At 65.7% G+C, this 23,718-nt stretch carries 15 protein-coding genes and 1 tRNA gene; 3 read left to right on the top strand and 13 right to left on the bottom strand.

What is annotated here, in order from left to right; genetic code table 11:
- Positions 1-46: 46 nt before the first annotated feature.
- From coaE to rpsA, 3 genes are read right to left on the bottom strand one after another with little or no spacing between them, the layout of a single operon-like run.
- Positions 47-1,222 carry a dephospho-CoA kinase gene (gene coaE, locus HK353_RS03600; RefSeq protein WP_173152471.1) on the bottom strand — a complete coding sequence of 392 codons (1,176 nt, stop codon included), beginning with the start codon at positions 1,220-1,222 and terminating at the stop codon, positions 47-49.
- 9 nt (positions 1,223-1,231) lie between these two features.
- Positions 1,232-3,127: a hypothetical protein gene (locus tag HK353_RS03605; protein WP_173152473.1), complete on the bottom strand. Its 1,896-nt coding sequence runs from the start codon at positions 3,125-3,127 to the stop codon at positions 1,232-1,234.
- Positions 3,105-4,589: a 30S ribosomal protein S1 gene (gene rpsA, locus HK353_RS03610; protein WP_025777794.1), complete on the bottom strand. Its 1,485-nt coding sequence runs from the start codon at positions 4,587-4,589 to the stop codon at positions 3,105-3,107. Before rpsA ends, HK353_RS03605 begins: the two co-directional genes overlap by 23 nt.
- Before the next feature lie 206 nt (positions 4,590-4,795).
- Here rpsA and HK353_RS03615 point away from each other — a divergent pair, with 206 nt between their 5' ends.
- Entirely contained in the window at positions 4,796-5,635 is an 840-nt protein-coding gene (locus tag HK353_RS03615; protein ID WP_173152476.1) for a class I SAM-dependent methyltransferase, read from the top strand.
- A 409-nt stretch (positions 5,636-6,044) separates the two neighbouring features.
- On the opposite strand, the gene polA is transcribed toward HK353_RS03615, so the two are convergent.
- Positions 6,045-8,708 (bottom strand): DNA polymerase I, encoded by a 2,664-nt coding sequence (gene polA, locus HK353_RS03620; protein ID WP_173152479.1) that lies wholly within the window; start codon positions 8,706-8,708, stop codon positions 6,045-6,047.
- A 42-nt stretch (positions 8,709-8,750) separates the two neighbouring features.
- On the opposite strand from polA, the gene HK353_RS03625 reads away from it, so the two are divergent.
- Positions 8,751-9,212: a PaaI family thioesterase gene (locus tag HK353_RS03625; protein ID WP_173152482.1), complete on the top strand. Its 462-nt coding sequence runs from the start codon at positions 8,751-8,753 to the stop codon at positions 9,210-9,212.
- 117 nt (positions 9,213-9,329) lie between these two features.
- On the opposite strand, the gene HK353_RS03630 is transcribed toward HK353_RS03625, so the two are convergent.
- Positions 9,330-9,950 carry an ANTAR domain-containing response regulator gene (locus tag HK353_RS03630; RefSeq protein WP_425350535.1) on the bottom strand — a complete coding sequence of 207 codons (621 nt, stop codon included), beginning with the start codon at positions 9,948-9,950 and terminating at the stop codon, positions 9,330-9,332.
- A gap of 192 nt (positions 9,951-10,142) precedes the next feature.
- On the opposite strand from HK353_RS03630, the gene HK353_RS03635 reads away from it, so the two are divergent.
- Positions 10,143-10,224, top strand: a tRNA-Leu gene (locus HK353_RS03635).
- Positions 10,225-10,364: 140 nt separating this feature from the next.
- Here HK353_RS03635 and HK353_RS03640 read toward each other — a convergent pair.
- The 8 genes from HK353_RS03640 to trpB form a co-directional block, all read right to left on the bottom strand.
- Positions 10,365-10,955: a GNAT family N-acetyltransferase gene (locus HK353_RS03640; RefSeq protein WP_173152485.1), complete on the bottom strand. Its 591-nt coding sequence runs from the start codon at positions 10,953-10,955 to the stop codon at positions 10,365-10,367.
- Positions 10,912-12,285, bottom strand: coding sequence for a dicarboxylate/amino acid:cation symporter (locus HK353_RS03645; RefSeq protein ID WP_173152487.1), 1,374 nt, complete (start codon positions 12,283-12,285; stop codon positions 10,912-10,914). The genes HK353_RS03640 and HK353_RS03645 overlap by 44 nt, the downstream gene beginning before the upstream one ends.
- A gap of 218 nt (positions 12,286-12,503) precedes the next feature.
- The gene (pyk, locus tag HK353_RS03650; protein WP_173152490.1) at positions 12,504-14,048 is read right to left on the bottom strand and encodes a pyruvate kinase; all 1,545 of its coding nucleotides are present in this window, start codon (positions 14,046-14,048) and stop codon (positions 12,504-12,506) included.
- Between the two features lie 127 nt (positions 14,049-14,175).
- Positions 14,176-15,639 (bottom strand): glutamate synthase subunit beta, encoded by a 1,464-nt coding sequence (locus HK353_RS03655; RefSeq protein WP_173152493.1) that lies wholly within the window; start codon positions 15,637-15,639, stop codon positions 14,176-14,178.
- On the bottom strand, positions 15,632-20,332 hold the full coding sequence (gene gltB, locus HK353_RS03660; RefSeq protein WP_173152496.1) for a glutamate synthase large subunit: 4,701 nt from the start codon (positions 20,330-20,332) through the stop codon (positions 15,632-15,634). The genes HK353_RS03655 and gltB overlap by 8 nt, the downstream gene beginning before the upstream one ends.
- Positions 20,333-20,517: 185 nt before the next feature.
- Positions 20,518-21,684, bottom strand: coding sequence for a prolipoprotein diacylglyceryl transferase (locus HK353_RS03665; RefSeq protein ID WP_173152499.1), 1,167 nt, complete (start codon positions 21,682-21,684; stop codon positions 20,518-20,520).
- Entirely contained in the window at positions 21,681-22,472 is a 792-nt protein-coding gene (trpA, locus tag HK353_RS03670) for a tryptophan synthase subunit alpha (RefSeq protein ID WP_173152502.1), read from the bottom strand. The genes HK353_RS03665 and trpA overlap by 4 nt, the downstream gene beginning before the upstream one ends.
- Positions 22,469-23,683, bottom strand: coding sequence for a tryptophan synthase subunit beta (gene trpB / locus HK353_RS03675; RefSeq protein ID WP_173152505.1), 1,215 nt, complete (start codon positions 23,681-23,683; stop codon positions 22,469-22,471). Before trpB ends, trpA begins: the two co-directional genes overlap by 4 nt.
- Between the last annotated feature and the right edge of the window lie 35 nt (positions 23,684-23,718).

Raw genomic sequence — 23,718 nt, forward strand, 5'->3', positions numbered from 1 at the left:
CGGACCGACAGCCTCGGCGAAGTGCCTGCCGACATGTGTCACCGTGTCAGTTGAAGCTGTCGGGCACCAGTCGGCGGCGCATCTGCAGGAAGTACGGTTCCTTCGATTCCGCATATGCTCTGATCATCTGCCCGTTCGTCCCGCCCGCAGCCTTGGCTTCGGCCACACGGTCTCTCTTCAACTCGAGGTAGCGGTCTCTCTCCCCCGCGTCCTGGATGAGCAGGTCCCGGAATGCGCGGGCGAAGCGGGCACCGACGGAGTCCGCAGTGCGCACATGCAGATTGACGGCCCGACCAGGGTCGGTGTTCGCGTGGAACCATTTCCCTTCGGTCGACTCTTCGCCGAGGTGGTCGCTCATCTCGGCTCCCGGATAACCGAGTTCGGCCAGTCGGGGTGCCAGCTCCCTGGCGGCGGTGAGATCGGGGACGAGGAGCTGCAGATCGATGACGTCCTTGGCTGGCAGTCCCGGCACAGAGGTGGAGCCGATATGTTCGATGGCGAACTTCTCGCCCGTGCCGTGTCGCAGCTTCCTGATCGCTCTCTGCGCGTCACCAATCCAGTCGGCATCCGCGGGATCGACGAGTTCGAGGGCTGCCCTCGGTGCCCACTGCCCGGACGCGAGATTGGCGGCGAAGGGGCGGATCCGGGATTCGATGAGCCGGGCGACCGCGGCCTTCGTCTCGTCGACGGGACCGGAGTTGTCGATGGTGACATCGCAGGCTGCTCGCCGGGTGTCGTCATCGGCTTGGCGGGAGATCCGTGCGGCGGCGTCGTCGCGGCCCATTCCGCGGGAGTCCATGAGCCGCTGAAGGCGCACCTCGGCGGGCACGTCGACGAGGAGATTGAGGTGGTAGGCCGGTGTCATGTCGTTCTCGACGAGCAGCGGAACGTCGTGGACGACGATCTCGGCGGCGGCGTGTCTGGCGAAGTGTTCGGCGGTGCGGTCGCGGATCGCCGGATGCATCAGGCTGTTGAGCCGCGCTGTGTGGTCGGAGTCGACGAAGGCTGCCGCGGCCAGTGCCTGCCGGTCGAGCGAACCGTCGGAGTGCAGCACCTGCGGCCCGAAGGCCTCGGCCAGTTTCTCGAGCAGCGGCTGTCCGGGTTCGACGACTTCGCGGGCGATCCTGTCGGCGTCGACGAGCACTGCCCCGTGTTCGACGAGCATTGCGGACACCGTTGACTTTCCGGCGCCGATTCCGCCGGTGAGACCGATTCGCAGCATGGGATCATCTTACTGATCCAGTCGGTACACCCGCACTCCCTCCTCGGCGAAGATCGGATCTCCGACTGCGGCATCGAGGAATTCCGCATAGTCTCCGTCGCCTCCCGGCAAGAGCGGAGCTTCGGGGACGAGAACGATGAAGTCGACCCCGGTCTCCCTCAGTTCGGCGATCGCCGAGGCGACTTCCGGGCTGTCCGCGCGCGGAATGGGCTCACCGTCGAAGACGGAGCCGTGCAGGAGTTCGTCGAGGGCATCCTCGGGGGCGGAATAGGTCACCGGCGATTCCGGACTCGAACCGATGAAGTAACCGCCGGTCTCGCGGTAGCGGAATCCGCTCACCGACTGCCACACCATGGCTTCGTCGGCGTGGGGCTCGGCCCATGCGAGGGGGCGGGGGAAGGTCTTGACGACGGATCCGGCGGGGATCACCTCGGCGATGGAGTGCTCGTAGAAGTCTGGAACTGTCACCTCATGGGCGGTCTGCGGAGCGGGGAGGATGGCAACGGCGGCGAGGACGAGCAGGATGAGGAGGGCGCGGGCGCGAAGCAGCTTCCGGTGGCTCAGGGCCCACTGGAGGCCGATTCCGAGCACGGCGAAGAGCGCGATCGTCGAGTGGAGGACGAGCCGCATGGGCAGGATGTTGTTGAGTACGGGGATGGCTTCGATGAGCGCGAACGGACCGGTCGCGAGGGCGATTCGGCCGCCGAGGAGGATCGGTGAGCCGAGTGCCAGCAGGCCGACGAGGATGCCGGTGCTCGCAGCGATGCGCACCGGAACCGCGTGTGTGGACCGGTGGGCGAGGCCGAGAACGATGAGCACAGCCGCCGCCAGAGCTGGCGCGCCGACGTAGGCGCCGAGTTCAGCGGGATCGATCTCCATGATCCGGGGCAGAGGGGACACTCCGGAACTCAGCCAGGCCGGGGCTGCGGGGAGGATCGGGTCGAGCAGGTCGGTGTTCCATACTCCGTGTGGGCGAATGGCGCCCTGTGGGGCGTTCGGTCCGGACATGGTCACCAGCAGCGGGATCGCACACAGCATGGCGATGCAGCCGGCGACTGCGGAACCGAGACCGAGGGCGACCCATGACCGGGCGCGGTAGAGGCGGCGTCCGAAGACGGCGAGGCTGGCCAGGAAGCAGAGTGCGGCGAGGAAAGTTCCGGCCAGAACTTCGGTGGAGACGTAGAACTGGAAGCCGAGGAGGAGCCCGAAGCCTCCTCCGAGCAGCCACAGGCGACGGCTGCGCAGCAGAGAACGGCCGGGATCCGCCTGTATCGCGCGGCCGAGGTCGAGGAGAGCGAGGATCGCCCACGCGGTCAGGGGCGGGGTGACGATATAGGCGAGGTTCGGGTGGCCGCCGAGCTGGGCGACGACATAGCTGGAGAAGCCGACCCCGGACGCGGCGATGAAAGCGGGCAGACGATCGAGGAAGCGGCGGAAGAGTACGGCTGCGGCCAGGCTGCCGAGCACCGGGAAGACGAGGATGAGGAGGTTGTAGCTCACGATGGGGCCGGCCACCCACGTGACGGGAGCGAGCAGGATCGCAAACCCTGCGAGCGAGGTGTTCCAGGCTCCGTTGACTCCCCCGCCGAGGGCGTTCATCGATTCCGTGTACAGCAGGCCGCCGGTTTCCCCCGGTGCGAATCCGAGGATGTCTGCGAGAACCTGCGCGCCGTGCCCGAGCCACCAGATGAACAGTGAGGTGTCGTCATTGGAAGCGACGACGCTGCCGCCGGGGTCCGCAGCGACGGAACCGAAGACGGTCAGGCTGCCGACACAGAGGATGAGGGTGTACCACAGCCACGGGCGCAGGCGTACCCGAGCCGTGGGGGCATACAGAAAGGGCTCCCGGCCTTCCGACCGGGAGCCCTTCTGGTGGCTGCTATCAGCTGCCTGCAAGCTTCTCACGCAGGGCTGCGAGAGCTTCGTCGCTGGCCAGGGTGCCCTCGTCGTTCGCCTCTTCGGAGGAGAACGATCCGGTGGCCGGAGCGGCTTCGGCAGATCCGACGGCATCGGCTGCGGAGGCCTCGGCATCCGCTGCGATGGCCTTGGCGACCTGCTTCTTGTGCTCTTCCCAGCGTTCCTGAGCGGCGGCGTACTGCTGCTCCCAGGTCTCGCGCTGGGCCTCGTAGCCCTCGACCCATTCGTTGGTCTCGGGATCGAAGCCCTCGGGGTACTTGTAGTTGCCGTCCTCGTCGTACTCCTGCGGCATGCCGTACAGAGCGGGGTCGAGGAACTCTTCGGCCTCGGGGTCGACGCCTTCGTTCGCCTGCTTCAGCGACAGCGAGATGCGGCGGCGTTCGAGGTCGATGTCGATGACCTTGACGTAGATGGTCTCGTCGACCGAAACGACCTGCTCGGGCAGATCCACGTGGCGCACGGCCAGCTCGGAGATGTGGACGAGGCCTTCGATGCCGTCTTCGACGCGCACGAATGCACCGAACGGAACGAGCTTGGTGACCTTGCCCGGCACGATCTGTCCGATGACGTGCGTGCGAGCGAAGTGCTGCCAAGGATCTTCCTGGGTGGCCTTGAGCGACAGCGAAACGCGCTCACGGTCCATGTCGACGTCGAGAACCTCGACGGTGACTTCGTCGCCCACGGTGACGACCTCACCCGGGTGATCGATGTGCTTCCAGGACAGTTCGGAGACGTGGACGAGTCCGTCGACACCACCGAGGTCGACGAACGCACCGAAGTTGACGATGGAGGACACGACACCAGGACGGACCTGGCCCTTCTGCAGGGTCTGTAGGAAGTCGTGACGAACGGCCGACTGGGTCTGCTCGAGCCAGGCACGGCGCGACAGGACCACGTTGTTGCGGTTCTTGTCGAGCTCGATGATCTTGGCTTCGACCTGCTGGCCGATGTAGGGGGCGAGGTCGCGGACGCGGCGCATCTCGACGAGGGACGCGGGCAGGAAGCCGCGCAGTCCGATGTCGACGATCAGGCCGCCCTTGACAACCTCGATGACGGTGCCGGTGACAACGCCGTCGTCTTCCTTGATCTTCTCGATGTCGCCCCAGGCACGCTCGTACTGAGCGCGCTTCTTCGACAGCATGAGACGACCCTCTTTGTCTTCCTTCTGAAGAACGAGGGCTTCGATTTCGTCCCCGACCTCGACGACTTCGCCGGGATCGACATCGTGCTTGATGGAAAGCTCACGTGCGAGGATGACGCCTTCCGTCTTGTATCCGATGTCGACGAGGACTTCGTCACGGTCGACCTTGACGACTTCGCCCTCAACGATGTCGCCATCGTTGAAGTACTTGATGGTCTCATCGACGGCGGCGAGGAAATCCTCAGCGGTTCCGATGTCGTTGACAGCGACCTGCTTCGGCTGCACCGATTCCGGCGTGGTGGTGGTCATATAGGTAGGGACTCCGATGGAATATTGGTCCAGATCCGGTACCCTGGCGACAGGTCGTGTAAGTTGCCGCAAGAACCGAATCCGGTCTCGATTGCGAATTTGGACTTGTATGCACAGGCGCATACGGTTGTCAATGCTAGCACCTTTTCGGGTGTGAATGCACGCCGAAGAGACGAATCATCACCACCTGGGGCCACGGAGGAACCATGAGCGAAGGAACTGACGGAGCCGAGGTCATCAGCGGTGGCTATCTCCCGATCGACGAAGAGGCTTCCGTCCGGGCCAATCGCAGCTATTGGGACAACTCTGCCGAGGAGTATCTCGCCGAACACGGCACGTTCCTCGGGGCTTCGGATTTCATCTGGTGTCCGGAAGGAATTCACGAATCCGATGTGCGCCTCCTCGGCGATGTCGCCCGGAAGCAGGTTCTCGAGGTCGGCTGCGGTGCCGGTCAGTGCTCCCGGTGGCTGGCCGAGCAGGGCGCGATCACCACAGGCGTCGACGTCTCCGCCGGAATGCTCGAGCAGGCCTCGCGTCTGCAGCGCGAACATCCCCTGAGCGCCGAGGCGACTCCCCCGACGTTCCTCCTCGCCGATGCCCGACAGCTGCCATTCGCATCGAACAGCTTCGATCGCGCGTTCTCCTCCTACGGTGCCCTGCCCTTCGTCAAGGACGCCGAGGTCGTCTTCGCCGAGGTGGCCCGAGTGCTGCGCAACGGCGGACAGTGGGTCTTCTCGACGACTCACCCGATGCGGTGGATGTTCCCCGATGTTCCGGGTGAGGCCGGTCTGACGGTTGAGTACTCGTACTTCGATCGCACTCCGTACGTCGAGCTGTCCTCGGACGGTCAGCCGGTCTACGCCGAGCACCACCGGACGATGAGCGACTGGGTCCGTCTCCTCGTCGAAGCCGGCTTCACGATCGATTCGGTGACCGAACCCGAATGGCCCGAGGAGAATCGGACCGCTTGGGGCGGCTGGTCGCCGCTGCGCGGTGCGCTCATGCCCGGTACCGCGATCTTCTCCACCACCCTGACCAAGGACTGAGGTCGCCGTCAGCGGACCCAGCTGAACTCCCCCGACCGCGCCCCTGTGGACCCTGGCATTGGACCGGCTGGCGCTCTCGTTCAACCGCAATCGCACTTTGCAATCGGTAGGCGCCGCGAAAAGCGCGCTGTCACTGGAACGAGCGTGCACGATAGCGTCTTCTGAGCCGACCCTTGAACGAGGAGGCGCGAATCGCCTGCGGCTATCGCTGTGCCGCCTTTCGGCACCCGGCGTCCCCATTCGAGCCGTCCTCGCCCCGCGCAACTCAGCCGACGCACTCTCGTTCAAGCGCTAGCGCGGATGTCGTGTGGTACAAGTCGCGCAATCTGCGGGGACGCTTGAACGAGCGCTGGCGAGACCGCTTTCTGCGCTAGCGCTTGAACGAGAGCGGCAGGTCAGCGGGCAGAGGTCAGTGGGCGGCTGCGTGCCAGGAGCGGCCAGTGCCGACGTTGACGTCCAGAGGCACATCGAGTTCGAAGGCCGAACCCATTTCCTCCATGACGATCGTCTTCACCTCATCGATCTCGTCCGGACGGACGTCGACGATGATCTCGTCATGGACCTGCAGCAGCATCGGCGAGCGGAGACCGTCCAGACGGGCGGCCACCTTGAGCATGGCGATCTTCATGATGTCGGCTGCCGAACCCTGGATCGGAGCATTGAGTGCGGCGCGTTCGGCCATGTCCCGCAGCTGCCGACGGTCGCTGTGCAGCGCCGGCAGATAACGACGACGGCCCATGATGGTCTCCGTGAACCCCTTAGCGCGAGCCTGCTCGACGATGTCGTCGAGGTAGTCCTTGACCGCACCGAAGCGTTCGAAGTACTGATCCATCAGCCCCTTGGCTTCATCGACGCCGATCGCCAGCTGCCGGGAGAGGCCGTATGCGGAGAGACCGTAGACCAACCCGTAGGACATGGCCTTGACCTTCGAACGCATCTCCGAGTCCACCTCGTCGATGCCGACTCCGAAGACCTTCGAGCCGACATAGGAGTGGAGATCCTCGCCGTCCTTGAACGCCTGGATGAGCGCGGCATCGCCGGACAGATGCGCCATGATCCGCATTTCGATCTGCGAATAGTCGGCGGTGAGCAGAGTCCCCTCAGCCACCTCGGGATCGGCGACGAAGATCTCTCGGATGCGCCGACCTGATTCGGTTCGCACGGGAATGTTCTGCAGGTTCGGGTCCAGGGACGAGAGCCGTCCGGTGGCGGCCACGGTCTGCTGGTAGGTGGTGTGGATGCGGCCGTCGTCGGCAACTGTCTTGAGCAGACCGACGACGGTCTGCTTGAGCTTCGTCGAATCCCGGTAGGCCAGCAGGTGCTGGAGGAAGGGGTGTTCGGTCTTGACGAACAGTTCGGCCAGGGCGTCCGCATCGGTCGTATAGCCGGTCTTCGTCCGCTTGGTCTTGGGCATATCGAGTTCGTCGAAGAGCACGGTCTGCAGCTGTTTGGGAGAACCGAGGTTCACCTCGTGGCCGATCGCGTCATAGGCCTCCTGCGCACTGGCTTCGGCCTGTTTCGTGAATTCGTCGATGAGGTTCGACAGTCCGGTCTTGTCGACGGCGATCCCGGTCGCTTCCATGCGCGCGAGCACGGGCACCAGCGGCAGTTCGATCTCGCGGTACACCTGCGTCATGTTCGCGTCCTCGACGGCCTTCGCGAGCACCTCGTGGACCTCGAGCAGGGCGGCGGCACGTTGGCCGTGCGTGGTCGCCGCGGCATCGGAGTCGAGGTCGAGGGCCAGCTGTCCTGTATCGGCCTCGGGTTCGCTGAGATCGATTCCGGCGCGGTCGGCGGCGATCTGACCGAGTTCGTAGGACCGGGCATCGGGAACGAGGAGGTAGGCGGCCAGGGCCGTGTCCCCGGCGACATCCGTCACGGACAGTCCCATCGACTCCCACGCTTTGATCTGTAGCTTCGAGCTATGGAGGATGAGCGAATGTCCGCCCAGGGCGGAACCGAGCGCGCCGACGGCCTTCTGCCCTGCCTCGGCGAGGTCGACGACCCAGGCCTGGCCGGGTTCGGCGGAGACCGCCAGGGTCCGTGCCTGACCGTGGCCGAGTTCGAAGGAGGCGTCGGAATCAAGCCCCAGCACATCGTGGTCGGCGATCTTCGTCAGCAGAGTGTCGATGTCGACGGTCTCGATGTTCGTCTCGCGTGTCGGTGCCGGCTCGGACTCGGCTCCGGCCTCGGGGAAGATCGCGGCCAGACGTTTGCCGAGGGCCTGGAACTCAAGTTGGTCGAACAGGCTCGACAGCTCGGCGGGGTCGCCTTCGCCCCAGGCCAGGTCGTCGAACTCCAGTCCCAAGTCGACGTCGTCGAGGAGGCGGTTGAGTCGGTAGTTCCGCTCCACCTCGCTGATATGGTCGCGCAGCTTCTCACCGACTTTGCCGCCGATCTTGTCGGCATTGGTTAACACCCCGGGCAGATCGCCGTGTGCGGTGAGCCATTTCGCGGCGGTCTTGTCACCGACTCCGGGCACGCCGGGCAGATTGTCGGCCTTCTCACCGACGAGTGCGGCCAGCCCCCGGTAGTTCGCGGGGCTCACCCCGTACTTCTCCTCGACCGCGGCCGGCGTCATCCGGTTGAGGTCGCTGACTCCGCGTTTCGGGTAGAGGATCGTCACCCGGTCGGAGGCGAGTTGGAACGAATCCTTGTCTCCGCTCATCACCTCGACGAACGAGCCGGCCTCGGTGCCCATCTTCGCCATCGTCGCCAGAGCATCATCGGCCTCGAACCCCTCCTTCGTCACCACCCGGATGCCCATCGCCGTGACGATGTCCTTGATGAGGTCGATCTGCGGGTGGAACTCGGGCGGAGTCTTCGCCCGTCCGGCCTTGTACTCGGGGTATTCCTCGAGGCGGAACGTCTGGCGTCCGAGGTCGAAGGCCACGGCCACGTGGCTGGGCTGTTCGTCGCGGAGGACGTTGATGAGCATCGAGATGAAGCCGTAGATGGCGTTCGTCGTCTGCCCCGTGCTGGTGGAGAAGTTCTCCACGGGCAGCGCATGGAAGGCCCGGTACGCCAGGGAGTGTCCGTCGATGAGCAGGAGGGATTCGTTTGAGTGACTCACATGGCATAGCCTAGCGTTCGAAGCTGACTTGAAGGAGAACCGATGTTGCGTCCCGACGTGTCCCTGACCGCTCACACCTCCCCTGAGGAGATCGACACGCTGCTCGGGCAGCTTCGCTCGCCGGGGTCAGGGGGTGAGCTGGCCGAGAGGATGGGAATCGAGTTCGTCGAGCTCGCCCACGATCATGTCGTGGCCACAGCTCCGGTCGTCGGCAACCGGCAGCCGATGGGTCTCTTCCACGGAGGCGGCCACGTCGTTCTGGCCGAATCCCTGGCCTCGATGCATTCGTATCTGCTCTCCGGCGGTAAGAACGTCGTCGGGGTCGATCTCAACGCCACTCACCTGCGTGCCGCGCGAGAGGGCGTGGTGACCGGTCGCGCCGAGGTGCTCCACCAGGGACGCACGATCGTCTCCCATGAGGTGAAGATGACCGACGAGGCGGGGCGCCTGCTCTCGATCGTGCGGATCACGAATATGATCCTGAAGACCGAGCCGAAGGGCTGAGGCACGGCTCCTCCTCGGCGAAAGTCCACAGCGAAAGCAGAGGGCCGGCGAATCCATCTCGGGATTCGCCGGCCCTCTCGGGTTCCGGATCCGGACCGTGACCGGTCCGGGAGGTGATTACTTCTTCGTGCCGATCTGCTTGAGCACGGTCTCAGCGACCTCGCGCATCGTCAGGCGACGGTCCATCGAGGTCTTCTGGATCCAGCGGAATGCTTCGGGCTCGCTCAGACCCATGGAGGTCTGCAGCAGGCTCTTGGCGCGCTCGACGAGCTTGCGGGTCTCGAAGCGTTCGGTGAGGTCGGAGATCTCGGACTCGAGCGAGCTGATCTCGGCATGACGCGAGAGCGCGATCTCCAGGGCTGGGATGAGGTCGGCCGAGGTGAACGGCTTGACGACATAGGCCATGGCACCCGCATCGCGGGCCCGCTCGACGAGCTCCTTCTGCGAGAAGGCAGTGAGCAGCACCACGGGGGCGATGCGGGCCCTGGCGATGCGCTCGGCGGCGGAGATTCCGTCGAGGATGGGCATCTTGATGTCCATGACGACGATGTCCGGGCGCAGCTCCTCCGCCAGGCGGATGGCGGATTCGCCGTCCGCAGCTTCACCGACGACGTCATAGCCGACTTCGCGGAGCATTTCTACGATATCGAGACGAATCACGGCCTCGTCTTCGGCCACGACTACGCGGCGGACCGGCACGGACTCATCTGAAGTTGATTCTTCGCTGTTTGAAAGCACGGCACCAGTCTAGACCAGGCGCTCAGCGTCATGGCCAACGGACCCGGAAGTTTATTCTGTGAGGGTGGCCACGGGCGGTGACGGTGGCCACCGGAGGGCATCCTCGGCGGGTGGCGATTGTGCAATCGGTCCGCGCGCGCAGTAGAATCGTTCCCGTTGCACAGGCGGTCCTGAAAGGACAGCTCGTAACGAGCCGGATTGGCGGAATCGGTAGACGCGGTGCACTCAAAATGCATTGTCGAAAGACGTGCGGGTTCGAGTCCCGCATCCGGTACAGACGAAGGCACTGTCGAACGTGATGTCGACAGTGCCTTCTGCATTTCCCCGGGTGACGGCGGCTCCAACTCCCGAATCCAGGTCGCAATCGGACATTTCGTGCGGCGGAATGTATCCGATGGTGACCTGGATTTGCCCTCAGAGAGATGGTGGCGGGTTCAGTTCAAGCGAAATCACTGGCCTGCGCGCAGGTCGAGGGAGTACAGCAGCGTGTCGTATCGCTTCTCCCCCACCGCCACGAAGTCCGGGAGTCGTCCGTATGAAGCCGAGGGATTCATAGAGACCGATGGCGGCCGCATTGTCCCCACCCAGGTCGAGAGTGACCACTTCCGTGCCGTGATGACGTGCCGCCCGAATGAGCGCCTCCATCAGCTTCCTGCCCGCGCCCTGACCTTGAGCGTCCGGGGCGACGGCCACCTTTTCGATGTCGACATGGGGGCGGAACGTCGGGCGAGCGTACCGATTCCAGTACGCGAAGCCGGTGATCTCGGTTCCGGTGCGAGCGATTGCGGCAGCGGAATCCCCGCTGTCAGTGCCCGCAGCCAGGCAGCCGACGAGATCCGCGATCTCCTCGACAGACGGAGCTGAGACCCAACCGAGAGCGGCACCTGCATCGACGAGGCGGCCGAGCAGCGATGTCACGTGCAGGACATCGTGCTCGGCCACCCCCTCGGCTGGGAGAAGATCAACTGTGACTGCGGACGTCCTCGGTGCGGGTCTCGTCGACATCTGCGTCCTCCTCGGTCGGAACGTAGCCGTTGATGCGCGGGGCATCGTAGCGTTCGACGTCCAGGATCTCATGCCGCTTGGCAACGATGGCCGGGACGAGTGCCTGACCGGAGACGTTGAGCGCGGTGCGGCCCATGTCCACGATCGGCTCGATGGCCAGCAGCAGTCCGACGCCTTCGAGGGGCAGACCAAGGGTCGACAGGGTCAGGGTGAGCATCACGGTCGCACCTGTCGTGCCGGCCGTTGCGGCCGAGCCGATGACGGCGACGAAGATGATGAGCAGGTACTGGATGAGGGAGAGATCGATGCCGAAGAACTGTGCGACGAACACGGCGGCGATGGCCGGATAGATCGCGGCGCAGCCGTCCATCTTCGTCGTCGCACCGAAGGGCACGGCGAAGGCGGCGTAGGAGTGGGGCACCCCGAAGTTGTCGGTGGCGACCTTCTGCGTCACGGGCATGGTGCCGATCGACGACCGGGAGACGAAGCCCATCTGAGTGGCCGGCCAGACTCCGGAGAAGTACTGGCGCACCGACAGTCCGTTGGCGCGAGCCAGGGCCGGATAGACGATGAAGAAGACGATCGCGAGACCGATGTAGACGGCGACGACGAACCACAGCAGCGAGCCCATCGTCGACCAGCCGTAGGAGTTCACTGCGTTGCCGATGAGGCCGAGCGTACCGATCGGGGCGATGCGCACGATCCACCAGACGACCTTCTGGACCACGGCCAGGGCCGCCTCGGTGAACTGGAGGAACGGCTCTGCGGCCTTGCCGACCTTGACCGCTGCGATGCCGATGGCACCGGAGACGATGATGAGCTGGAGGATGTTGAAGTTGACCTCGGAGGTCATGACTCCGGAGTCATCGGGTGCGGTGGCCACCTCGAGTCCGAGGAAGTTCACCGGGATCAGTCCGGTGAGGAAGCCCAGCCAGCTGCCCTGGGAGTCGGGTGCACCGGCGTTGAGCGAAGCGGCATCGGCGTGGGCGCCGGGCTGCATGACGATGCCGATGATGAGTCCGAGGACGACGGCGATGAGAGCGGTGAGGGCGAACCACAGCAGGGTCGACATCGCCAGCCTGGCGGCGTTGGTGACCTTGCGCAGGTTGCCGATGCTCGCGATGATCGCGGTGATGACCAATGGGACGACGGCGGCCTTGAGCAGTGTGACATACGACGAGCCGATGGTGTCCAGGGTCTGGCCGAGCCAGTTGTCAGCGGTGTCGCTGACCGGTCCCCATGAGCGGGCGATGAGCCCGAGGATGACACCGGCGACGAGTGCGATGGTCACCTGCACTCCGAAGGACTTGCTCCATGCGGGCAGTCTCATTGAATTCCTCTCCTAGCGGGTCCTCCCCTGGCAGATCCGCAGGGAGGATTGGGCAACAGAGAGCACAACTGTTGAGCAATTTGCAAAATTCCCTGGCCACTTGTGAGCTGTCTCGCAGTTTGGAATCGGTCCACGCTCGGTCCCGGACACAGAGACCCCGGCGGCGCCCGCCCCGCGGTCGTGGGGCAGGCGCCGCCGGCGTTTGAGCCTGGGTGCGGTCAGTGTCGTGAGTGGCCCTCGCGCACGATCGGCACCTCACGGGTGATCGGCGCTTCGGCGACGACTCCATATCCGGCCAGCGGATCCTCTTCCGAGTCCGAGGCGTCCTGGTATGCGGCCGTCACACCCTTGGCGGCGTCACCGATGGTGTGGATGCGCAGAGCGTTCGTCGAGCCGGGGATCCCAGGAGGCGAACCGGCCACGAGGATGCTCTGATCGCCTTCGCGGGCGGTGCCGTCGGCGAGCAGAACGGCGTCGACCTGCCGTGCCATCTGGTCGGTGTGACGCACGGTCTTCACGAGGTACGGCCGGACTCCCCAGGTCAGCGCCAACTGGTGACGGACCTGCGGGTCGGGCGTGAAGCCGAGGATCGGCCAGGCCGGGCGCAGACGCGACATGCGCCGCACGGAATCGCCGGTCTGCGAGAAAGTGCACAGAAGATCGATATCGAGCTGCTGAGCAATCTGCACGGCCGCCGCAGTGACGGCTCCGCCCTTCGTGTGCGGGACGGTGCCCAGCGCCGGAATCCGCTCGAGACCGTGCTCCTCGGTGGAGCCGATGATCCGGCTCATCGTCCGAATCGCTTCGACCCAGTGCGCACCCACCGAGGTCTCGCCGGAGAGCATGAGCGCATCCGCGCCGTCGAGGACGGCATTCGCGCAGTCGCTGGCCTCGGCGCGGGTGGGCCGCGGAGCGTCGATCATCGTCTCGAGCATCTGTGTGGCCACGATGACGGGCTTGGCCTGTTGACGGGCGATCTCGACGGCCCGCTTCTGCACGATCGGCACCTGCTCGAGCGGCAGTTCGACACCGAGGTCGCCGCGGGCGACCATGATTCCGTCGAAGGCGTCGATGATCTCGACGAGCTGGTCGACCGCCTGCGGCTTCTCGAGCTTGGCGATGACCGGAGCGGTGATTCCGACCTCGTCCATGACCGCGCGCACATCGTTCATGTCCTCGGGGCTGCGGACGAAGGACAGGGCGACCCAATCGAAGCCGAGCTGCAGCCCCCACTTGAGATCGTCGACGTCCTTCTCCGACAGGGCGGGGACGGAGACCGGGACTCCGGGCAGGTTGATGCCCTTGTGGTTGGAGATGGTTCCGCCGATCTCGACTTCGGTGACCACATCGGTGGCGGTCACCTCGGTGGCGCGCAGGCGCAGGCGCCCGTCGTCGATGAGCAGCGGGTCTCCCACGGACACGTCCTCTGCCAGGGTCGGCAGGGTCGTGGATACGAGCTCCGCGGTGCCGGGAACGTCACGGCTGGTGATGGTGAAGGAGGCCCCTTCGACGAGCTCTTCCTTCCCATTGGCGAAGGTGCCCACGCGGATCTTCGGACCCTGGAGGTCCAGCAGGACGGCGACGGGGCGGCCGGTGTCGAGTGCGGCCTGCCGGACCCAGGCGAACTTCTCTTCGTGCTCTTCTCGCTTTCCGTGGCTCAGATTGAATCGGGCGACATCGACGCCTTCATCGACGAGCTCGCGGATCTCTTCATAGGAGTTCTGGTTCGGACCTAAAGTTGCGACTATCTTTGCACGCCTCATACGCTCCACCCTACCTAAAGTCTCAGCCGGCGGTTTCCACCGCTCTGCGCTGGTCACGGGCGGTGCGGGTGCGGCACTTCGCTGTGCCGCCCCCACCACCCATTCTCAGTGTCTGACATGAACTATCTTAGCATTTGAACCCTTCGTCGGTGGGCTGCACGGGCGCCGGCAGCCGCGTCGACCCGGTGAGGAACCGGTCGACTTCGGCGGCCGCGGCGCGCCCCTCGGCGATGCCCCACACGATGAGCGACTGTCCGCGTCCGGCATCGCCTGCGACGAAGACTCCGGGGGTCTCCGAAGCGTAGGAGTCATCACGGGTGAAGGCTCCGGAATCGGCGACGTCGAGACCGAACGAGTCCGACTCCGGTCCGGAGAATCCCAGTGCCAGCAACACGAGATCGGCCTCAAGGACGTGTTCGGTGCCCGGTGTCGGAATCCGGCGGCCGTCGACGAACTGGGTCTCGGCGACCTCGATCCCGCTCACGCGGCCGGTGTCGTCGCCGACGAAGCGCGTGGTCGAGGCGAGGTACTTCCGCGTTCCGCCCTCCTCGTGCGAGGACTGGACTTCGAAGATGCGAGGAACGGTCGGCCACGGATCGCTCTCACTGCGTTCGGCGGGCGGCTGGGCGCCGATCGCCAGGGTCGTCACAGAGGCCGCCTTCTGGCGCAGGGCCGTGCCCAGGCAGTCGGCGCCCGTGTCCCCGCCGCCGATGATGATGACGTGTTTGCCCGCGGCGTCGATGAACGCCGACGAGTCGGCCTCGGGCCCGCGATGGTCGCCCGCCTGATCCCGATTCGAGGGCACAAGGTAGTCCATGGCGAATTCGACCCCGTCGAGATCGCGGCCGGGGATCGGCATGTCGCGCGGAACCGTCGCACCTGTGCACACGATGACGGCATCGAAGCTCGAACGCAGGGACTCGAGCGTGACATCGCGTCCGACTTCGACCGAAGTCTTGAAGCGGGTGCCCTCCGCACGCATCTGATCGAGTCGACGATCGATGTGGTGCTTCTCCAGCTTGAAGTCCGGGATGCCGTAGCGCAGGAGTCCGCCGAGGCGGTCGGCGCGTTCGTAGACGACGACCGTATGCCCGGCTCGGGTCAGCTGCTGGGCTGCGGCCAGCCCGGTGGGACCGGATCCGATCACGGCGACCGTCTGGCCTGTGATCCGCTCGGGGATGATCGGCTGGATGAGACCGGCGTCGAAGCCCTGATCGACGATCGTGACCTCGACCTGTTTGATAGTCACTGCCGGCTGGTTGATGCCGAGGACGCAGGAGTTCTCGCACGGGGCCGGACAGGCACGCCCGGTGAACTCCGGGAAGTTGTTCGTCGCGTGAAGCAGTTCGACGGCGCGGGGGAGCTCGCCGCGGTACATCGCGTCGTTGAATTCCGGGATGAGGTTGCCCAGCGGACAGCCCTGATGGCAGAAGGGGATGCCGCAGTCCATGCAGCGTGATGCCTGCCGTCGCAGCTGCTCGGGATCACCCGCCTCGTAGACCTCCTTGTAGTCCATGAGACGGATCGGGACGGGGCGCCGCTTCGGCAGCTCCCGGTGTTCGACAGTGAGGAATCCGTGCGGATCAGCCATTGGTGGCCTCCAGAATCGTGTGCCAGGCCTCGTCCGAGTCGACGGCCTTGCCGGCCGCGGCGAACTCGTCCTGGATGTCTTTGACCGTCGCGTAGGCGACGGGGATGATCTTCGTGAAGCGGGAGAGGACGTCCTGCCCTCGGCGCAGTCCGTCGAGGAGCTCGCCGGCCAGCGGTGAGGCAGTCCATTCGACATGCTCACGCAGCAGCCGCTCGAGAATCTCCATATCTTCCACGCCGACACCGGTGAAACGGAAGACGCCGGCCGCCCGCTCCTTCGGATTGAGTCGGGCCGGATTGAAGTCGAGCACATAGGCGGTGCCGCCGGACATGCCTGCGGCGAAGTTCCGGCCGGTGCCGCCGAGGATGACGGCCACACCTCCAGTCATGTACTCGAGGCCGTGGTCGCCGATGCCCTCGACGACCGCCTCGGCGCCGGAGTTGCGGACGAGGAATCGCTCCCCCACCTGGCCCGAGACGAACAGCTTGCCAGCCGTCGCCCCGTAGCCGAGCACATTGCCGGCGATGACGTTGTGTTCGGGTCGGGTGGGGTTCTCCGCATGCGGCCGAACGCTGACGATTCCTCCGGACAGGCCCTTGCCGACATAGTCGTTTGCATCACCGTGGAGTTCGATGCTGACACCCTTCGGCAGGTAGGCGCCGAGGGACTGTCCGGCAGTTCCGCGCAGCTCGAGCCGGATCGTGTGCTCCGGCAGGCCCGCTTGCCCGTGGGCGAGAGTGACGTGATGGCCGAGCAAGGTGCCCGCCGAGCGGTCGGTGTTCTCGATCGCCGAGGTGATCGTCGTCTCCGTGCCCTCCGAGATGGCGTCTCGGGCCTGCTCGAGCAGGCGGAGGTCGAGCTCGTCGGCGAAGCCGCGGTCGACGCGTTCGCCGCATTTGCGTGCGACGTCAGAGCTGCCGTGGAGGTCGACGGGGACCTTGAGGATCGAGGCGAGATCGAGGTCGAGCCCCGTTGCGGCCGCCCGCTCCTCGTCGATGCTCAGCCGCTCGACCGCGCCGATGGCCTCATCGAGGCTGCGCAGGCCGAGCGCCGCCAGGTAGGCGCGGACCTCCTCGGCGATGAAGGTGAAGAAGTTGACGACGTGATCGGCCTGACCGTGGAAGCGCTCGCGCAGCTTCGGGTTCTGGGTCGCCACACCCACCGGGCATGTGTCCTTGTGGCACACGCGCATCATGATGCAGCCGGAGACGACGAGGGCCGTGGTCGCAAACCCGAACTCCTCTGCGCCGAGCAGGGCTGCGATGATGACATCCCGGCCGGTCTTGAGCTGACCGTCGACCTGTACGCTGACCTTCTCGCGCAGACCGTTGAGCACGAGGGTCTGCTGGGCCTCGGCGAGGCCGAGCTCCCAGGGAGTGCCCGCGTGCTTGAGCGAATTGAGCGGACTCGCTCCGGTTCCGCCGTCGTGCCCGGAGATGAGGACGACGTCGGCACCGGCTTTCGCCACTCCGGCAGCCACCGTGCCCACACCGATCGCGGACACGAGTTTGACGTGGACCCGGGCCTTGGCGTTGGCGCGGCCGAGGTCGTGGATGAGCTGGGCCAAGTCCTCGATCGAGTAGATGTCATGGTGCGGCGGCGGCGAGATCAGCCCGACGCCCGGAGTCGCGTGGCGAGTCTTCGCTATCCACGGGTAGACCTTCGTCCCTGGCAGCTGCCCGCCCTCGCCGGGCTTGGCTCCCTGGGCCATCTTGATCTGCAGGTCGTCGGCCTCGGTGAGGTAGTGGCTCGTGACGCCGAAGCGTCCCGAGGCGATCTGCTTGATCGCCGAACGGCGCTCGGGGTCGATGAGCCGCTCGGTGTCCTCGCCGCCTTCGCCCGTGTTCGACTTGCCGCCGATCCGGTTCATCGCGATCGCCAGGGTCTCGTGGGCCTCTTTGGACAGCGAACCGTAGCTCATCGCTCCGGTCGAGAACCGCTTCATGATCTCCTCGGCGGGTTCGACCTCGGAGATGTCGATCGGGCCCGATTCGCGTGGAACGAGGTCGAAGAGACCGCGCAGCGTCATGAGTTCGCGCGACTGTTCGTTGATCTGTGCCGTGTACTGGCCGAAGATGTCGAAGCGTCCCGTGGCCGTGGAATGCTGGAGCTTGAAGATCGTCTCCGGGTTGAACAGATGCTCCGGCCCTTCGCGACGCCACTGGTACTCCCCGCCGACGTTGAGGTTCCGGTGCGAGGGTCGGGGGTGATCATCGCGGTAGGAGTCCCCGTGGCGGGCACTCGTGTCCGCTGTGATCTCCCTGATGCCCCTGCCGCCGAGCTGGTGCGGAGTCGAGGTGAAGTACTTGTCGATGAATGCCTCGGACAGACCCAGAGCCTCGAAGGTCTGGGCCCCGTGGTAGGACTGCACGGTCGAGATGCCCATCTTCGACATGATCTTGAGCAGTCCCTTGTTGAGCGCGGTGAGCACGTTGGCAACTGCGGCCTCTTCGCTGATGCCCCGGATCCGGTCCGAGCGGACGAGCGCCTCGGCGGATTCCATGACGAGGTACGGATTGACCGCGGATGCCCCGAAGGACACGAGGGTCGCGACGTGGTGGACCTCGCGGACGTCACCGGCCTCGACGATGATGCTCGCCCTCGTCCGCGAGCGTTCACGCACAAGGTGGTGGTGCAGCGCCGAGGTGAGCAGCAGCGACGGGATCGGAGCGAGATCGGCCGTCGAGTCCCGGTCGGAGAGGATGATGAACACGGCGCCGGCCTCGATCGCCGCGCTCGCCTCGGCGCACAGCGCCTCAAGACGCTCGGCCATCGCGTCCTCTCCCCCGTTGACCGAGTAGAGGCCGGAGAGGATCACGGAGGGGTGTGCGTTCTCCACGCCGAGGTGGCTGCCCTTGACGTGCGCGATCGCCGTGAGCTCGTCGTTGTCGATGACCGGCTGGTCGAGCAGGATGTGCGCAGAGTCGGGCTTCGAGAACTCGAGCAGATTGCCCTCTCGGCCGATCCCGGCAGCCATGCTCGTCACGATGTCCTCGCGGATCGAGTCGAGCGGCGGATTCGTCACCTGAGCGAAGTTCTGGTGGAAGTAGTCGAAGAGCAGACGAGGTCGCTGACTCAACGCTGCGATCGCGGTGTCCGTGCCCATCGCACCCAGCGGTTCGGCCCCGGTCTCGGCCATCGGCGAGATGAGGATTCGCAGCTCCTCCTCGGTGTAGCCGAAAGTGCGCTGACGGCGCCTGACTGAGGACTGCGGGTGAGTGACGTGGACGCGGGTGGGCAGGTCCTTCAATCGTTTCGAGCAACTGTCTACCCAGTCGGAATAGGGGTGGTCGGTGGCGAGCTGATTCTTGATCTCCGTGTCGGAGATGATGCGCTCGGACTCGGTGTCGACGAGGAACATGCGGCCCGGGGTGAGACGGCCGCGGGCGACGACCTCGGACTCCGGCAGATCGACGACTCCGACCTCGCTGGCGAGCACCACCGTGTCCTCGGTCATCACGTACCGGGCCGGGCGCAGGCCGTTGCGGTCGAGGACGGCGCCGGCGAGCCGGCCGTCGGTGAAGGCCACACAGGCGGGACCGTCCCAGGGCTCCATGAGCAGCGAATGATATTCGTAGAAGGCCCGACGCTCCTCGCCCATGCCCGGATTGTTCTCCCAGGCCTCGGGGATCATCATCAGCATCGCCTGCGGCAGCGATCTTCCGGAGGCGACCATGAGCTCGACGACGGCGTTGAACGATGCCGAGTCGGAGGCACCGGGCGGCACGATCGGGCACAGCCGGTCGAGGCTGCGCGAGGTCTCGGGCACGGGAGAGACGAGGAGTTCGGAAGCGAGCTTCGATTCCCTGGCCTGCATCCAGTTGCGGTTGCCGCGCACGGTGTTGATCTCGCCGTTGTGAGCGATCGTGCCGAATGGCTGGGCCAGCTGCCACGACGGGAAGGTGTTCGTCGAGAAGCGCGAGTGGACCAGTGCGATCCGCGACGTCAGCCGCTCGTCGTGGAGTTCTGTGTAGAACGAGGCGAGCTGACCGGTCGAGAGCATCCCCTTATAGGTGATGGTCGCCGGGGACAGCGAGGGAAAGTAGATGCCCGCGTGGTCCAGTCGCTTGCGCACGATGTATGCGCGACGGGTGAGGTCCGCGTCGTCACGGGCCGGGTAGCGCTCGTCGCAAGCGAGGAAGACCTGGCGCAAACGCGGCATGGTCGATCGGGCGATTTCGCCGAGCACACTGTCATCGTGGGGCACATCCCGCACCGCGAGGACGCGCAGGCCCTCCTCGGCGGCGATCCGGGCGACGAGATCGTCCTGGGATTCGTCGCCGGCCGCGGAGCCGGCACCTAAGTCCGGGGACACGTTCTCCGACAGCGGCGGGGTTGCGGCCTTGAGATCGCGGCCGTAGTCCTGGGCGAAGAATCCCACGCCCACGGCGTACGCGCCGGGCTCGGGCAGGTCGATGCCGTCGGCGGCGAGCACCTCGGCGAAGTAGTCATGGGGCATCTGGAGAGTGATGCCCGCACCGTCGCCGGTGCCTTCGTCCGAGCCGATGCCGCCTCGGTGCTCGAGCTTGCGCAGAGCGGTCAGGGCCTGCTCGACGACCTCGTGGTCGGCAGATCCGCGGTAGCGGACGATGAGGGCGAGGCCGCAGTTGTCGTGTTCGAGCGCCGGATCGTAGAGACCGATGCGGCCAGGCGGGGCCGTGGTCTTGGGGATCGACTGAGCGCTGTGGTTCATATCCTGCCTTCTCGGTGTTGAGTGCTTCCCGAAAAGACGGCGCTGTCCCTTGCGGTGTGGACGAGTCCGAAAAACAGCGTTTCCGAACCCGGCTGTGAGATCACTCTCACAGCCGGAGTCCTAACCTACACCATGTGCAATTCCAGAAAAAGCAGACAAAGGAACAAACAGCGAACCAATTCGTCTCATTTGCTGGACGTTCGCGGGTTCTCTTCGTGGGTGGCAGGCGCCGAATTTCCGCGCACATCGGGCACGATCGAGATCGCCGAGGTCACGGCTCCGAAGAATCCGAAGCTGTGGCGACCGCTGAGATCGATTCCGGATTCGTCCTCGGGCTCCGAGTCGTCCGATTCGGCGCCAGACGCGTTGCTGTCCGCTGTCGCAGACGCCGCACCGTTGACGTCTGCATGGCGCGCACAAGTACACACAGTCGAGTCGGAAGCCGGGGCGGGTGACGCGGTCACGGTCGAGCGCCGTGATGGCGGTGCCCCGGTGCCTTCGTGACCGTGCTGATCGTCCGGATCGGCCACCCGCGCTACGGAAGGCAGCGGGGCTCCGGAGGCTGCGGCCGCCTCAGCGATATTGGGTGCATTGATCTCAAAGGTGTGCTTTCCGCGGCGATGGCGGCGCAGCAGGGTCCGGGACCCGTGCATGTAGACACCGGTCTCATAGGTGCGGTGACGCAGTCGGGAGACGATGAGCCAGCCGAGGCCGAGGAGCAGGGCGAGGATGGCCGTCCAGACGTTGAACGGCAGTCCGAGGAGCAGGCGCGCGTCCTCGGCTGCGGGAGTGCCGATCCGCAGGGCCTCGAGCAGAATGCGGCCGAGGCCGAACAGGCACAGATACAGGGCGAAGACCTGTCCGTAGCCGAGCCGGAGGCGTTTGGACACGATGATGAGCACAACACAGGCGATGAGGTTCCACGCCGATTCGGTGAGCACAGTGACCAGTTCGAGGCGACCGTCGAACCAATCGCTGAAGGCTCCGGCGACGTGGCCGAGGATGAGCCCCGGTGCGACCGAGTCGAGCAGCGGTCGGAACCTGATGCCTTGGATGCGGGTGAGCACCCAGACGGAGAGGAAACCGAGGATGGTGGCTCCCCAGAAGCTGAACCCGCCGTCCCAGACCGCCAGCGCCCGCAGCGGGCTGCCGTCGGGGCCGAAGTAGGTGTCCGGCGCCGAGAGCAGATGTCCGAGACGTCCGCCGATGACTGCCGCAGGCAGACCGACGACCGTGATGGCCCAGAGGTCTCCCTTATGGCCGCCGCGGGCGCGCCATTGGATGCCTGTCATCCACAGCGCGAGTCCGATGCCGAGGACGGTGAAGACGACCCATGCAGGGCTGAAGCTCATGCACACCCTTCTGCGAGCTCGGCGGCGAGTCGACCGACTCCGGCCACTCCTTCGGAGTCCAGCGCCCGAACGAGGGCGGAGCCGACGATGACGCCATCGGCGTATTCGGCGACCTCGGCCGCCTGTTCGCGGTTCGATACGCCGAGGCCGACGCACGCGCGCTCGGCTCCGGCTTCCTTCAGCCGGGCGACGAGATCGCGCGCATGGTTGTCGACTTCGGAGCGGACACCGGTGACACCCATGGTCGAGGCGGCGTAGACGAACCCGGAGCTGTGCTCGACGATGCGGGCGAGTCGCTCGGGCGTCGACGAGGGTGCGGCGAGGAAGATGCGGTCGAGGTCGTGCTTCTCAGAGGCTGCCAGCCACGGACCCGCCTCATCGGGGATGAGGTCGGGGGTGACGATTCCGCCGCCTCCGGCCGAGGCGAGATCGCGGGCGAATCTGTCGATGCCGTATTGGAGCACGAGGTTCCAGTAGCTCATGACGACGGCGGTGCCGCCGGCTTCGGCGATGGCTTCGACTGCGGTGAAGACATCGGAGGTTCGCACACCGTTGTCCAGTGCCGCCTCACCGGCGCGCTGGATGACGGGTCCGTCCATTCCGGGGTCGGAGTACGGCAGTCCGACCTCGATGATGTCGACGCCGTTGCGGACGAGTTCGACCATCGCCTCTGTCGAACCGGCCACAGTCGGGAAGCCGACGGGCAGGTAGGCGATGAGCGCGGCCTTGCGGCCCGCCTCGGCGACGGCGTCGAGGGTGGTTCCTGTGCGTGGACCTGAGTGCGTCATACCTGCACCGCTCCTTCGTCGATGTAGTCGAACCATTTCGCGGCGGTCGTCATATCCTTGTCGCCGCGGCCGGAGAGATTGACCAGCAGGACCGCGTCGGGTCCGAGCTCACGGCCGATGCGCATGGCTCCGGCCAGGGCGTGAGCGGATTCGATGGCAGGGATGATGCCCTCCGTGCGAGAGAGCAGTCGCATGGCCTCCATCGCCTCCTCATCGACGACGGGTTCGTACGTCACTCGCCCGGTGTCGTGGAGGTGGGAGTGCTCGGGGCCGACCGACGGGTAGTCGAGTCCGGCGGAGACCGAGTGGGAGGCCTGAGTCTGACCGTCGGCATCCTGGAGGATGTAGGTGGCGGAGCCGTGGAGGACACCGGGGCGTCCGCCGGAGAACCGGGCAGCGTGATGGCCGGAATCGACTCCTTCGCCGCCGGCTTCGAAGCCGAAGATCCTGACGTCCGCATCGCTGAGGAAGGCTGCGAAGAGTCCCATCGCGTTCGATCCGCCGCCGACGCAGGCGCAGACGGCGTCGGGCAGGCGACCGGCCATCTCCTGGATCTGTTCGCGGGCTTCGACCCCGATGACGTTCTGGAAGGAGCGGACCATCGCCGGGAACGGGTGAGGACCGGCAACCGTGCCGATGACATAGTGGGTGTCGTCGACGTTGGCCACCCAGTCGCGCATGGCTTCGTTCATCGCGTCCTTGAGAGTGCGGGTGCCGTTGGTCACGGCGTTGACCGTGGCTCCGAGCAGACGCATGCGCGCGACGTTGAGGGCCTGGCGCTGAGTGTCCTCCTCGCCCATGTAGACCACGCAGGACATGTCGAGCAGGGCCGCGGCGGTCGCCGTGGCGACTCCGTGCTGACCGGCTCCGGTCTCGGCGATGAGACGGGTCTTGCCCATCCGCTTGGCCAGCAGAGCCTGCGCCAGGGCGTTGTTGATCTTGTGGCTGCCCGTGTGGTTGAGGTCTTCGCGTTTGAGGAACACTCGAGCACCGCCGCAGTGCTCGGCGAAGCGAGTGGCCTCGGTGAGCAGAGAGGGCCGGCCGATGTAGCTGCGCTGCAGAGTGAGGAGTTCGTCGGTGAAGGCCGGATCCACCTGGGATTTGCGCCAGGTCTCCTCGATCTCGTCGAGTGCCGGGATCAGCGCTTCGGGGATGAACCTGCCTCCGAACTCGCCGAAGTACGGTCCGGTCTCCTCGCTCAAATCGGTCATTGCGGTCCTTCTCGATCTCCTCGTGGCGCCAGCCT

This window comes from Brevibacterium permense (assembly GCF_013280495.1).
GTDB classification, from domain to species: domain Bacteria; phylum Actinomycetota; class Actinomycetes; order Actinomycetales; family Brevibacteriaceae; genus Brevibacterium; species Brevibacterium permense.

Coding starts and splice junctions, on each gene's coding strand:
- coaE (WP_173152471.1), bottom strand. CDS start 1,222: ATGCTGCGAATCGGTCTCACCGGCGGAATCGGCGCCGGAAAGTCAACG.
- rpsA (WP_025777794.1), bottom strand. CDS start 4,589: ATGACCACCACCACGCCGGAATCGGTGCAGCCGAAGCAGGTCGCTGTC.
- HK353_RS03615 (WP_173152476.1), top strand. CDS start 4,796: ATGAGCGAAGGAACTGACGGAGCCGAGGTCATCAGCGGTGGCTATCTC.
- HK353_RS03625 (WP_173152482.1), top strand. CDS start 8,751: ATGTTGCGTCCCGACGTGTCCCTGACCGCTCACACCTCCCCTGAGGAG.
- HK353_RS03640 (WP_173152485.1), bottom strand. CDS start 10,955: ATGTCGACGAGACCCGCACCGAGGACGTCCGCAGTCACAGTTGATCTT.
- HK353_RS03645 (WP_173152487.1), bottom strand. CDS start 12,285: ATGAGACTGCCCGCATGGAGCAAGTCCTTCGGAGTGCAGGTGACCATC.
- pyk (WP_173152490.1), bottom strand. CDS start 14,048: ATGAGGCGTGCAAAGATAGTCGCAACTTTAGGTCCGAACCAGAACTCC.
- HK353_RS03655 (WP_173152493.1), bottom strand. CDS start 15,639: ATGGCTGATCCGCACGGATTCCTCACTGTCGAACACCGGGAGCTGCCG.
- gltB (WP_173152496.1), bottom strand. CDS start 20,332: ATGAACCACAGCGCTCAGTCGATCCCCAAGACCACGGCCCCGCCTGGC.
- HK353_RS03665 (WP_173152499.1), bottom strand. CDS start 21,684: ATGAGCTTCAGCCCTGCATGGGTCGTCTTCACCGTCCTCGGCATCGGA.
- trpA (WP_173152502.1), bottom strand. CDS start 22,472: ATGACGCACTCAGGTCCACGCACAGGAACCACCCTCGACGCCGTCGCC.
- trpB (WP_173152505.1), bottom strand. CDS start 23,683: ATGACCGATTTGAGCGAGGAGACCGGACCGTACTTCGGCGAGTTCGGA.